This window comes from Haladaptatus sp. DYF46 (genome assembly GCF_021083305.1).
Classification (GTDB): Archaea; Halobacteriota; Halobacteria; order Halobacteriales; family Haladaptataceae; genus Haladaptatus.
Genome location: NZ_JAJFAY010000004.1, coordinates 182485 through 194498 on the forward strand (window position 1 = coordinate 182485; position 12014 = coordinate 194498).

The window sequence follows — 12014 nt, forward strand, 5'->3', positions numbered from 1 at the left end:
TGATTTCCGTTGTTCAGCGAAGGAAGCCGAGGAGGCGGTAGTCGTGGTCCGGGGTGTACCGACGGAAGAATAAACTGTTCGTCAGGACGCTCACGCTGGAGAACGCCATCGCCCCCGCGGCGAGCGCGGGTTGCAACAGCCCTAGCGACGCCAGCGGAATCATGGCCGTGTTGTAGCCGAGCGCCCAGAAGAGGTTCTGTTTGATCTTCGACAGCGTCCCCGCGGAGATGCGAATCGCCTTCACCACGTCGCGCGGGTCGTCGCGCATCAGCGTCACGTCCGCCGCCTCGATGGCGACGTCCGTACCGCTCCCGATGGCGGTGCCGACGAACGCCGCCGCGAGCGCCGGGGCGTCGTTCACGCCGTCGCCGACCATCATCGCATTCACGCCGCCCGATTGTATCTCCTCGACCGCGTCGGCTTTCTCGTCGGGGAGGACTTCGGCGCGCACGTTTTCGGGGTCGTCCCCAGAACGGCTCCGCCGTTCTGGTGTGCCAACCGAGCTTTGCTCGGTGACGATGCCGACCCGTTCCGCGACGGCGCGGGCGGTTCGCTCGTTGTCCCCCGTGAGCATGTGTACGTCCAAGCCGCGTTCCCGGAGGTCCGCGACGGCCTCCTTCGCGCTCTCTTTCACCTCATCGGCATTGGCCACGACACCCGCCAGCGAGTTATCGACGGCGACCACCATCGCCGTCTTCCCCTCGCGTTCGAGTCGTTCCATCGTCCCCTCGGCGGGGTCGGTGTCGATCCCCGCCTCGCGGAGGAGTTTTCGATTGCCGACGAGAACGCTCCCATGGCTCGTTTCCGCCCGAATCCCGTGGCCGGGGACGTTCTCGAACGAACTCGGCTCCTCGATTTCGACGCCGCGTTCCTCCGCTCCCGCCACGATGGCCTTCGCCAGCGGGTGTTCGCTTCCCCGCTCCGCGCTCGCCGCCGCGGAGAGGACGTGTTCCTCGGTGGCCGTTTCGGTACCCACTTCGGTTCCGACTACGTCCGCTCCGCCATCCGCCATCGTCGGGTCGGCGTCGCCCGGAATCGCCACCACGTCGGTCAACTGCATCTCCCCTTCCGTGAGGGTTCCAGTCTTGTCGAAGACGACCGTCTCCACGTCCTTCACCCGCTCCAGCACGTCGCCGCCCTTGAACAGGACGCCCGTCCGCGCGCCGATTGCGGTCCCGACCATCGTCGCCGTCGGGGTGGCGAGGCCGAGCGCACACGGACACGCGATGAGCACCGCGCTGGCGAAGACGACCACGGCGAACTCGAACACCGTGACGCCGCCCGCGGCAGCGCCCGCACCCGCCACGCTCGGACCCCCCGCGACCGGTCCCCAGAGCGGGAGGCCGTTCACGAACCCGGCCAGCGTCTCAGGGAAGAGATACCAGAGAATCCCCCACACCAGCGCGTTTGTGATGACCGCCGGGACGAAGTAGGCGCTGATGCGGTCGGCGAGGGTCTGAATCTCGGGTTGACGGGCCTGTGCCTCCTTCACCATGCCGACGATTTGCTGAAGGGCAGTTTCCTCGCCGACTTTCGTCGCGCGAACCGTCAGCACGCCGTTCTCGTTGATGGTCGCGCCGATGACCTCGTCGCCCTCGCTCTTCTCCACGGGGACGGATTCGCCCGTCACCATCGACTCGTCGACCGTACTCACGGCTTCTGCTCGCGGGCGCTGCCCGCTCGAACGACCCGAGGAGCGAAGCTCCTCGTTGTCGCCGTTCGTTCGAGGTTCCACTGGAACCTCGCCCTCCCCCTCCACGACCACGCCGTCCGTCGGAATCTTCTCGCCAGGGCGCACGCGAAGCAGATCGCCTTCCTTCACGTCTTCGAGCGGGATTTCGCGTTCACCGTCGTCCGTGACGACCGTCGCCGTGTCGGCTTCCAGTTCGAGGAGTTCTCGGAGCGCGTCGCTGGCCCGCCCCTTCGACCGGGCTTCGAGCCAGTTGCCGAGCGTGATGAACACGAGGATGAGCACCGCGCTGTCGAAGTAGGTGCCGCCCGGGATGAGCGACAGCATGACGGCGACGCTGTAAACGTACGCCGTGGTCGAACCGAGCGCGATGAGTACGTCCATATTGGCCGTCCGATTCTTCACGAGTGCGTTGTACGCATTGCCGTAGAACTCCTTGCCGAGCAAAATCTGGACGGGCGTGGCGAGGACGAACTGTATCACCGCCACGTCGACGCCGAACAGCGTCTCTCCCACCATCCCCGGGAAGAACAGGTGTTCGAACATGAAGAGGACGAGCGGCAACGCGAGCACCGCGCCGAACAGCGTCAGTCGGAACTGCTTGCGTATCTCGGCGTCGCGGGCCGCTTCGCGGGCGTCCTCTTCTTCCCCGTCGGTTTCCTCCCGAACCGGTTCGTAACCAGCCTCCTCGACGGCGTCGTAGAGGTCGGCGAGCCTCACCTGCCCCGGATTGTACTCGACGCTCGCCTCGTCGGTGGCGTAGTTGACGTCCGCGCTCACCACGCCCGGCACCGATTCGAGGGCCGTCCGGTTCGCGTCCGCGCAGTTCGCACAGGACATCCCCGTGATTCCGATGGTCGTCGTCGCGCGAACCGGGTCGTACCCCGCGTCCTCGATGGCCGCGTAGATCTCGGACAGCGAGACGACCTCGGGGTCGTACTCGACGGTTCCCTCGTCGGTGGCGAAGTTGACGTTCGCCTCCTCGACGCCGTCGAGCGAGTTCAGCGCCTCGCCGACCGTTCCCGAACAGTTCGCGCAACTCATTCCGCGAATTTCGAGTTGCGTTCGTTCCGTCATGGTAACTCCTTGTGTTTCTATACGCTATCCGTATTCATCCCCGTTGTCCCTTAGAAAGTTCGGCTCACTCTCCTCGAAACCTTCGATACTAATCTGTTATTCGCCCTTTCCATCTCAGAGAAATACGAAACAGCCGGCACCGCCTTTGTTACTGTCTCGACTCTCATTATCCCTCATGTTTTTATATCACGACGAATCCATTTTCGTCCATGCGTCGTGCCCTCCTCTCGGCGGCCCTCGTCGTCGTCCTCGTGACCGCCGGGTGTAACTCCCTCGTCGTTCCCGACCCCTCTCCTGCCCCCGAAACGACCACGGGGCTTTCGGGCCGACTCGCGCCCGGACTGACCGCGAACGGATTCACGGATCGCGCGAAATTGACCGAGGCTCACGGGAAGGTCCTTCGGGAGAAATCGTACACGTTTCGGTATCGAGTCACCGAAACGGCCAGCAACGGAAGCGTTCTGGGGCACGTCCAAATCTCACACGAGGTCGGTTCGAACAGTACTCATTTCACGTACGATATCGTGAAAAACGGATCGTTGGGTCCGATACAAACGTCGTACGGGCTTTCAGCCTGGGCGAACGGAACGACGACCCTTTTCGCCCGCACGACGAACGAACACACGAGCTATCAACTGACTCACGACCCGGATTCGTTGGGATACGTTCGACGGACCACGTATAGCAAACGACTGTACAACCGCTTCGTGGCGCTGAACGTGACCGACATAGAGCGAATCGACCGACCCGGGACGCCGACGTACCGCGTCGTCATGAACGGCGTCAGGCATCCGTCGCTGTTTCCGAACTTCGACACCGTCGAAAACGCTTCCCTCGTCGCAACCATCGACACGTGGGGCGTCGTCCATCGTTATCGACTCGTGGCGACGGGAACGAAGGGCGGCGAGACGGTTCAGCGAACCGAGACCTTCGAAATAACGAACGTCGGTGAGACGACGATACGCCGACCGTCGTGGTATTCGGCCGCGATGAACGCCACTTCCCGTCGGAGGAACGTCACGAGGGCAGCACATCGTACTCACACAGCGGGCTGACTCCGTGCGCCGAGTCAGTCGCCACCCACGTCGCTCGGGGCGTGCTGTTCGAGCGCCGCCGTCCGCGCTTCCCGTACCATTTGTCCCCCGAGGAACGCCAACAGGACGCCGATGATCGCGTCGCCCCACTTCGGAATCGGCCCAGCGGTAGCGACGACGAACGGGCGCGTCACCTGCCAGAGTCCGAGGAGGCCGAACAGTCCGCCCGCCGCGATGCTTATCGGCCGTCCACGCCACACACGGCGGAGGCCGTAGAGTGCGAGCGCCACTACGACGACCCCCATGAGTACGTCGTTCCAGAAGTTCGGTGCGAGCATCGCGCCGTAAACGGTGAACGGCGCGACGAGCAACCAGACGCCGAGCGCCAGTCCGGCGATAACCGTTCCGTTCCCCCCCGCTTCCGTCCGTTCCATCATATCCGTCCACTATCACGATTCGTCGCCGGATAAGTGAGACGGCCACTAAAACAAACAGACTTTCAAAAAGACAAGTACAGGTGATTTATCTGGAAGCATCGTGTAGGACCCATCGATGAACGAAACGGAGACCCTCGCCGAATCGCGGACGGTCGTGAGCGAAATCCTGATGCCGAACGATACGAACAACCTCGGTCGGGCGCTCGGCGGGTCGGTGTTGCACTGGATGGACATCTGCGCCGCGATAGCCTCGCGTCGCTTCTCGCGGCGGCAGGTCGTCACCGCGTCGATGGACCACGTCGATTTCCTCGGTCCCATCGACCTCGGCGACATCGTGACCGTCGAGGGGTACGTGTTCGACACCGGGCGAACGAGCATGGACGTCGTCGTCACCGTCCGTGCGGAGCGGCCGAGTCGGAACGAGAAGCGCGACACAGCGACGTCGTTTTTCACCATGGTCGCTCTCGACGAGGACGAACGACCCGCCTCGGTTCCTGACCTCGACTGTCCGACGGACGAACAACAGACGTTGCGCGACGACGCCCTTCGTCGCCGGGAAAACCGCAGAACGTCGCTCAGCGCGAGGTGATCACCAGTCGAGCGACCCGCCGCTCTGATACTCCGTGACCTGCGTCTCGAAGAAGTTCTTCTCCTTGTTGAGGTCCACCTGCTCGGACATCCACGGGAAGGGGTTGTCGGTACCGTACTGCTCCGGGAGGTCCAACTGTCCGAGCCTGCGGTCGGCGACGTGTTCGACGTACTCGGCGAACTGCTCGGCGCTCATGCCGAGGATTTCGTCGGGACACGCCTCGTAGGCGTAGAGCTTTTCCAGTTCGACGGCTTCGGTGATGAGGTCGGTCACTTCGTCGCCGAATTCGTCGGTCCACACGCCCGGGTTCTCGGCCCGAATCTCGTTGATGAGGTCGACGCCGAACCCGACGTGGAGCGACTCGTCGCGCATGATGTACTCGAACTGCTGGCCGATGCCGACCATCTTGTTCTGGCGTTTCAGCCCGAGCATCATGGCGAACCCGGCGTAGAAGAAGACGCCTTCCATGATGACGTAGAAGCCGACGAGGTCGCGCAGGAATTCGCGGACGTCGTCTTCGGTGTCGATGGTGAAATCCGGGCGGTTGATAGCCCGCGTCAGGTTCACCACGAACTCGTCTTTCTCCTCGATGGAGGGGACCCGCTCGTACATCCCGTACAGGTAGTCAGGGTCGAAGCCGAGCGAGTCACAGCAGTAGATGAACGTATCCGTGTGGATGGCTTCCTCGTAGGCCTGTCGGAGGAGGTACTGGCGGCACTCGGGCGCGGTCACGTACTCGTACAGTGCGAGGACGATGTTGTTCGCGGTGAGCGACTCGGCCGTCGAGAAGAAGCCGAGGTTCCACTCCACGAGTTGGCGCTCGGCATCCGAGAGGGCGGTTCCGTTCCACTGGGAGATGTCGTCCTGCATGGGAATCTCCTCGGGAACCCAGTTGTTGTTGACGCCCGCTTGGTAGTAGTCGCGGGCCCAGTCGTAGTCCAGCGGGAGTATCCTGTTCGGGTCGTGTTCGGCGTCGTTGTTGATGAGTGGCATGGATGGGTTGAAATGGTGAGCGTGTGGTCGATTACTGACAGGCGTCGCACGTCGGATCTTCGACGGTACAGAGGTCCTTCCCGTCCGTTTCGTCCGCCGGTTGCCCGCCGTCGGTCTCGGCCTCGTCGGCTCCGAACTCGTCCCGGTGCTGGCTCTTGCCGTACTCGGCCATGTCGAGCGTCGACTTTTCGATTCCCGACGCGCCGAGCGTCCGCAGGTAGTAGGTAGTCTTCAGGCCCAACCGCCACGCAGTCTTGTACACGTCGTCCAGCAGCGTACCGTCCGTGGACGGGAAGAAGACGTTGTGCGAGACGGACTGGTCTATCCACGTCTGCCGGTGGGCGGTCAATCGAAGTTGGTGGCGCGGATCGATTTCGAACGCCCCGCGGTACAGTTCCTTCAGGTCGTCCGGAACGGCGTCGATCTCCTGAATCGACCCGTCGTGATACTTGATCCTGTCCACCATCTCCCCGTCCCACTCGCCGATTTCTTGCAGGTCGTCGACGAGGTGGTCGTTGACGACGGTGAACTCGCCGGACATGTTCGATTTCACGTAGAGGTTCGAGTACTGCGGTTCGATCGACGGCGTGGTTCCGTTGATGGTCGAAACCGTGGCCGTGGGCGCGATGGCCATCGTGTTCGAGTTTCTCATTCCGTGCTCCTCGACGTGTTCGCGGACGACGTACCAGTCGAGGGTCTCCTCGCGGTCCGTCGGAATCTCCCTCCCTCGTTCCGCTTCGAGCGAATCGACGGTGTCCTGCGGGAGCAGGCCGCGGTCCCACTTCGAACCGTCGTAGGACGGATAGGGGTCCCGTTCGGCGGCGAGTTTCGAGGAGTTCAGGATGGCGTGGTAGGAGACGAACTCCTGCCAGCGGTTCGCGGCTTCGATGCCGTCCTCGGAGTCCATCGGAATTCCGAGTTCCATCAGCGCGTCGTGGAATCCCATCGTTCCGAGTCCGACCGGCCGGTGTCGCATGTTCGAATACTCGGCCTCGTCCGTGGGATAGAAACAGAGGTCCACGACGTTGTCCAACATCCGCATGGCGGTTTCGATGGTGTCCGCGAGGTGGTCACGATCGAGCCTCGCGGTCGACTCCGACCGCTCGGTCTCCGCGGAACGCTGTTCCGCGCTCTCGCCGTCCGAAACGTGCGTAACGAAGTTCACGCTGCCGAGGTTGCAGACGGCGTGTTCGTCCTCGCTCGTGTTCAGCGTGATTTCGGTGCAGAGGTTCGAGGAGTGAACCGTCCCGACGTGGTCCTGCGGCGAGCGGACGTTACACGGGTCCTTGAACGTCAGCCACGGGTGGCCCGTCTCGAACAGTCGCGTGAGCATCTTTCGCCACAGCTCTTCGGCGTCGACGCGTTCGTACTGCCGGAACTCGCCCTCGTCCGCCATCGCTTCGTACTCGCGATACTTCTCCTCGAAGGCGGCACCGGACAGGTCGTGGAGGTCGGGGACCTCGTCCGGGCTGAACAGCGTCCACTGTTCACCTTCCTCGACGCGTTTCATGAACAAGTCCGGAACCCACGCCGCCGTGTTCATGTCCGGCGTGCGTCGGCGCTCGTCGCCCGTGTTCCGTTTCAGGTCGATGAACGCGGGGAAATCGAGATGCCAGCAGGCGAGGTAGCCGCAGGCCGCTCCTCGCCGCTTGCCGGAGCGGTTTATCGCCGCCGTCACGTCGTTGCTGATGCGGAGGAACGGCACGACGCCGGTTGATTCCACGCCCGTCGATTCGATGAGCGCGCCGCCCGCGCGGAGGTTGGTCCAGTCGTTGCCGAGGCCGCCGCTCCACTTCGAAAGCTGTGCGTGGCCCTTGTACGACTCGAAGATATGTTCGAGGTCGTCCGAGACCGTCGTCAGGTAACACGACGACAGTTGCGGGTGGGTCGTTCCGCTGTGGAACAGCGTCGGCGTCGAAGGGGTGAACTCCAGTTTCGAGAGGACGTCGTAGAACTCCTCGGCCCGGCGCTGGGGTTCGTCCTCTTCGACCGCCAATCCCATCGCGACGCGCATCCAGAACGCCTGCGGCAGTTCGAGGTGCTCGCCGTTCTCTTCGGTTTTGAGGAAGTATCGCTGAATCAGCGTGTCCATCGCCATGTGCTCGAACCGCTCGTCGCGGCTCGGTTCGAGGTAGTCGGCCAGCGATTCGAGGTCAAACGTTTCGGTCAGTCGCGGGTCGAGACGGCCGATTTCGACGCCGCGTTCGAGGTTGTCGACGAACGTCGAGCGGTACTCCTTGTCCAGTTCGTACCCCTCCAAATCCTCGCCGATAACCTCGCGATAGTACCGCTGGCGCGAAGCTGCGGCGGCGATTTTCTTGAACGTCGGGTCGCGTTCGACGCGCGCGGAGAGCGCGTCGACGACGGCTTGATACAGTTCGTCGGTGCTCGCGCCGTCGTAGGAGCTCCGCTCGATTTCGGTGACGATATCGTCCCAGTCGTCCGCCGAAAGTATCGTTTCGTGGCCCGTTCGTGCTCGGTCCAGAATCGACCGAGCGTCCGTCGTCGTCGCTGTTGATTGGTGGCTCATAAATCGTTAACTCGTTTTACTTGTCGGTCGGATGAGGAGGGTCGTCGTCCAGTTCCGCGTCGAGAACGGCGTCGAGTTCGCGGAGGAACTCCTCGGGTTCGGAAAAGGCTTTGTACACCGAAACGAAGCGGATGTACGCCACTTGGTCGAGTTCGCGGAGTCGTTCCGAGACGAGGTCGCCGACCAGACTCGACGAGACGATTCGAGTCTCTCGATTTCCGAGTTCGGACTCCACCGCCTCGACGAGGTCCGTCACGTCGGTCTCGCTCACGTGGCGCTTTTCCACGGCCCGTTCGATACCCGCGCGGAGTTTCTCGCGGCTGAACGCCTCGATGTTCCCGTCGCGCTTTTTCACCTGGAGGGAGTCCCACTCCGGACGCTCGTACGTGGTAAATCGAAACGAGCAGCGTTGGCACTCGCGACGCCGTCGTACCGAGGTTCCGTCGGCGCTCGTGGTGTCGATGACTCGCGTCCGCTCGTTCCCGCAGTCCGGGCAGTCCATGGTTGTCACTCCTTGCACCTCCAGTCTTGTAAGCCCACATGTGGGGCTTGTCCTACTCCAACCGCTATATGTGGTGTCCTCCCGCCCACCCATAAACCTTACCCAATTCAGTTGCAGTAAAACAAATGAGATTGTATTGGATCGCTAAAACCCGCCGAGTCCGACGACACGACCGCAGTGGACGCCGATTTCTGGCTATCCGATTCGAAAAAACAGCCGGCATCGTTCGCCGTTCCGATTCCACCGACAGGGTCGACATCCCCGTCAGTCCATCTCGTGGATGTTCTCCCCGCGGTTGAGGCGTTCGGCGATTCGGAACGTCTGTTCGCCCGCCCGCCGCGTCGGCGTGTGGGCCGAGAGGTAGCGTGCGGTCGCAATCAGATGGATTCGCGCCCTCCGTTCGGCCTCCTCGGTTCCCTCGTCTTCGAGCGCGTCGTACTGCCTGAACGCCACCTCGACGTTCTGCCGGGTGTGGAACCCGACGTCCTCGCGCAGGAGCGCCTCCCCGAGTTTTCGTTTCAGTCGGGCCACGTCGCCCTCGGCGGCGAGGTACTCCGCCGTCAACTCCCCGGCGAGGTCCACCTCCTCGTCGGCCTCCACCTCGAACGTCTCCATCAGTTCGTCGAGGACGGCCGTCGGGTCGCGTTCACCCTCCGGGTCGGGAATCGGCGTCGGCGGCGTGTTGAGGAACCGGTCGAGGTAGACGTTCATCGCGGCATCGAAGACGCCGCGATACACTTCCGGCGCGTCCGTCCGTTGAGAGAGTCCGTCCACCGCGTTCGCGTAGGTGTAGGTGTGGTGGACCGTGTTCCAGTCGCGGAACTCGTTCGACGTGCCGAAGTGGGCGACACGCCGCGCCGCGGCGAACGTCACGACGCGGGCGAGTTCGGTCGCCGTCGCGCCGTTCTCGATGGCGTCCTTCACAGCGTCCGTGATCGCGTGCGGGTCCTCGCCGAGGAGGACGTCCACGAAGTCGTCAGGTTCCTCCCACGTCTTCCCCTCGCCCGCTTCGATGAGTTCGGGAAGGTCGTCGGCGGCGTCGAAACACAACGCCGCCACGTCGATGGGTTGTCGCCACGAGGAGTTCTCCTCCGCGCGATTGGCCGACGCGAGTCCGGGGACGAGGCTGGGGAGCACGTCGTCCGCGCGTTCCCATCCGATGAGGTCCAGCGTCTCGAACGCCTTGTTGATGAAGTCGAGTCGGTGTCCGGTGTCGAGATACAGGTGGTCCGTCGCGGCGGCGACGAGCATCCCGGCGATTTCGGACTCGTCGAGGTCCGCCGTGATTCCCGCCCGAAGGACGCGCTCCGCGCCGTCCGAGTCCCGAACTTCGATGTTGTCCCGGAACCAGTCGGTGAGCCGTTCGGCCGACACGTCGTCCGTCGAAAGCGCCTCTTGGACGAAGAACGGCGGTTCGCCCGAGCAGTTGTCCGCAACTTCCGTCAGTCCGACGTAGAGCGCCCGACGGCGGTCCTCCGGGCGCAGGTCGGGGAGGAGGTTCGCCATCACGCCCAGCGTCGTCAGCCCCCTTCCCCATCCCATCTGCCGGTAGTGGGTCCCGAACTCCGTGCCGAGTTCGACGGGGACGGTTGATGGAACGCCCTCCGACTCCAACCCGATGACGGACTTCGCGACGACGAGGTTGATGTCCTCCCGGAGGCCGTGTTCGAGTCGATCACGCCAGTGTTCCTCGGGCGGTTCGTCACGCGGCGGGTTCGGTTGGACGTACACGTCCCCGTCACGGACCTCGACGGGGTAGGTCCGCACGTCGTCGGCGAACGGGTCGAACGTGTCCCCGCAGGACAGTTCGAACCGCGCGTGATGCCAGTGACAGGTGAGGATTCCCTCGTCCACCGACCCCTTCGTGAGGGGGAAACCCATGTGCGGACATCTGTTGTCTATCGCGTGTACCTCCCCTTCGTGGAAGAAGAGTCCGATGGAGTGGCCGTTCGCGCTGACGATTTGGGGACTGTCCTCCCGCAACTCGTCCGCGTCGGCGACCCGGACGAACGATTGTTCCGTTGCCATGTCTGAGCGTTTGCTACATGACACCAAAACCCTTCCCTGAAACGGATTTATGTAATTTCGCTTTCAGTCGGCCGCACCCTCTTGCAGGCGCTCGTATCGCTCGGCGAACTGCCCCTTGCACGACGAACAGCAGAAGTGGTACAGTTCGCCGTCGATGCGCGTCGACTCGCCCTCGTTCGTGACTGTGTTGCCGCATTCGACGCAGTCGGGCGCAAAATCGATGGTACCCGGTTGCGGGTTCCATTCCTCGTCCACCAGCAACTGCACGTCGTAATCACGGACGGCGTCGTCCTCGATGGCGTCCGAGAGGAGCGCTTCGACCGCCTGTTCGTGGAGGTTCGCTTTGCAGACGATGTGTGCGTCGGCCGTGACGAAGACGTGTTCGACGCCGTCGAACGACCCGAACGAACGCTTGATCGCGTCCACGTGCCCTGGTTTGGCGTTGACCGTGACGAGCAACGAGAGGCCGTCAATGAGGAGGCCGTGGTTCAAGTCCGCCGTAAATCGACGGATGATGCCGATCTCTTGGAGGCGCTCCACGCGGTCGGAGACGGTCGGCGGAGAGAGACCAACCGTCTCCGCGATTTCGTTGTACGGGCGGCGTGCGTCCTCTACGAGCAACCGGATTATCTCCCGGTCAGTGTCGTCGAGTTGTCGCATTACACCTCCCTTCGAGTTATGGAATAAAAACAGTTTTCGTTATCCCACGTCTCTGCCACGGACATCCTGTATATCTTCGGAGAAATACAAAATTCCGTTTGTTTAAAAAGCGAATTATCCCCGCGAACGTTTCGTCTCTTCGGCAGCCCCGTTCTGCCGCCTGTATCGCCCGTCGGATTCGTCGTCCGCGGCTTGGATATTTTCCCGAAATCGAAAAAAGTAACCCGCGAGTACGTTCGTGTATGGTCCAAACCATCGACGTGGACGGAATGAGTTGCGGTGGCTGTGAACAGAACGTCGTCGAAGCGCTCGAAGGCGTTTCGGGCGTCTCGGACGCGAGCGCCGACCACGAAGCGGGAACGGCAACCGTCGAAGGCGACGCGAACGACGCCGACTTGGTCGCCGCCGTTGAGGACGCCGGGTACGACGCCTCCGACTGAAACGGGCTCGCCGTTCTGCCGCCCCGAAACCGTG

At 62.9% G+C, this 12014-nt stretch carries 10 protein-coding genes; 3 read left to right on the forward strand and 7 right to left on the reverse strand.

From position 1 onward, the window contains the following. Positions 1-13: 13 nt before the first annotated feature. Entirely contained in the window at positions 14-2767 is a 2754-nt protein-coding gene (locus LJF34_RS18945; RefSeq protein WP_231186877.1) for a heavy metal translocating P-type ATPase, read from the reverse strand. A gap of 209 nt (positions 2768-2976) precedes the next feature. Here LJF34_RS18945 and LJF34_RS18950 point away from each other — a divergent pair, with 209 nt between their 5' ends. Beyond that, on the forward strand, positions 2977-3822 hold the full coding sequence (locus tag LJF34_RS18950) for a hypothetical protein (RefSeq protein WP_231186878.1): 846 nt from the start codon (positions 2977-2979) through the stop codon (positions 3820-3822). Between the two features lie 14 nt (positions 3823-3836). On the opposite strand, the gene LJF34_RS18955 is transcribed toward LJF34_RS18950, so the two are convergent. Next, positions 3837-4235 carry an SPW repeat protein gene (locus LJF34_RS18955; RefSeq protein WP_231186879.1) on the reverse strand — a complete coding sequence of 133 codons (399 nt, stop codon included), beginning with the start codon at positions 4233-4235 and terminating at the stop codon, positions 3837-3839. 118 nt (positions 4236-4353) lie between these two features. Between LJF34_RS18955 and LJF34_RS18960 the strand changes: the two genes are divergently transcribed. Further along, on the forward strand, positions 4354-4827 hold the full coding sequence (locus tag LJF34_RS18960) for an acyl-CoA thioesterase (protein ID WP_231186880.1): 474 nt from the start codon (positions 4354-4356) through the stop codon (positions 4825-4827). On the opposite strand, the gene LJF34_RS18965 is transcribed toward LJF34_RS18960, so the two are convergent. The 5 genes from LJF34_RS18965 to LJF34_RS18985 all read right to left on the reverse strand — a co-directional run bounded on the left by LJF34_RS18965 (position 4828) and on the right by LJF34_RS18985 (position 11540). Beyond that, on the reverse strand, positions 4828-5820 hold the full coding sequence (locus tag LJF34_RS18965; protein WP_231186881.1) for a ribonucleotide-diphosphate reductase subunit beta: 993 nt from the start codon (positions 5818-5820) through the stop codon (positions 4828-4830). A 31-nt stretch (positions 5821-5851) separates the two neighbouring features. Further along, complete coding sequence (locus tag LJF34_RS18970; protein ID WP_231186882.1) at positions 5852-8350, reverse strand: ribonucleoside-diphosphate reductase subunit alpha; 2499 nt, start codon at positions 8348-8350, stop codon at positions 5852-5854. Between the two features lie 16 nt (positions 8351-8366). Then, on the reverse strand, positions 8367-8852 hold the full coding sequence (nrdR, locus tag LJF34_RS18975; RefSeq protein WP_231187246.1) for a transcriptional regulator NrdR: 486 nt from the start codon (positions 8850-8852) through the stop codon (positions 8367-8369). Between the two features lie 264 nt (positions 8853-9116). Next, positions 9117-10880: a Rieske (2Fe-2S) protein gene (locus LJF34_RS18980; RefSeq protein WP_231186883.1), complete on the reverse strand. Its 1764-nt coding sequence runs from the start codon at positions 10878-10880 to the stop codon at positions 9117-9119. A 63-nt stretch (positions 10881-10943) separates the two neighbouring features. After that, positions 10944-11540, reverse strand: a complete 597-nt coding sequence (locus tag LJF34_RS18985) for an AsnC family transcriptional regulator (RefSeq protein WP_231186884.1) — start codon at positions 11538-11540, stop codon at positions 10944-10946. 242 nt (positions 11541-11782) lie between these two features. Between LJF34_RS18985 and LJF34_RS18990 the strand changes: the two genes are divergently transcribed. Continuing rightward, positions 11783-11980 carry a heavy metal-associated domain-containing protein gene (locus LJF34_RS18990; protein ID WP_231186885.1) on the forward strand — a complete coding sequence of 66 codons (198 nt, stop codon included), beginning with the start codon at positions 11783-11785 and terminating at the stop codon, positions 11978-11980. The last annotated feature ends 34 nt before the right edge of the window (positions 11981-12014 follow it).

Bases quoted from the DNA above. Each gene is read 5' to 3' on its own strand.
- LJF34_RS18945 (WP_231186877.1), bottom strand. From the start codon at position 2,767: ATGACGGAACGAACGCAACTCGAAATTCGCGGAATGAGTTGCGCGAAC.
- LJF34_RS18950 (WP_231186878.1), top strand. From the start codon at position 2,977: ATGCGTCGTGCCCTCCTCTCGGCGGCCCTCGTCGTCGTCCTCGTGACC.
- LJF34_RS18955 (WP_231186879.1), bottom strand. From the start codon at position 4,235: ATGGAACGGACGGAAGCGGGGGGGAACGGAACGGTTATCGCCGGACTG.
- LJF34_RS18960 (WP_231186880.1), top strand. From the start codon at position 4,354: ATGAACGAAACGGAGACCCTCGCCGAATCGCGGACGGTCGTGAGCGAA.
- LJF34_RS18965 (WP_231186881.1), bottom strand. From the start codon at position 5,820: ATGCCACTCATCAACAACGACGCCGAACACGACCCGAACAGGATACTC.
- LJF34_RS18970 (WP_231186882.1), bottom strand. From the start codon at position 8,350: ATGAGCCACCAATCAACAGCGACGACGACGGACGCTCGGTCGATTCTG.
- nrdR (WP_231187246.1), bottom strand. From the start codon at position 8,852: ATGGACTGCCCGGACTGCGGGAACGAGCGGACGCGAGTCATCGACACC.
- LJF34_RS18980 (WP_231186883.1), bottom strand. From the start codon at position 10,880: ATGGCAACGGAACAATCGTTCGTCCGGGTCGCCGACGCGGACGAGTTG.
- LJF34_RS18985 (WP_231186884.1), bottom strand. From the start codon at position 11,540: ATGCGACAACTCGACGACACTGACCGGGAGATAATCCGGTTGCTCGTA.
- LJF34_RS18990 (WP_231186885.1), top strand. From the start codon at position 11,783: ATGGTCCAAACCATCGACGTGGACGGAATGAGTTGCGGTGGCTGTGAA.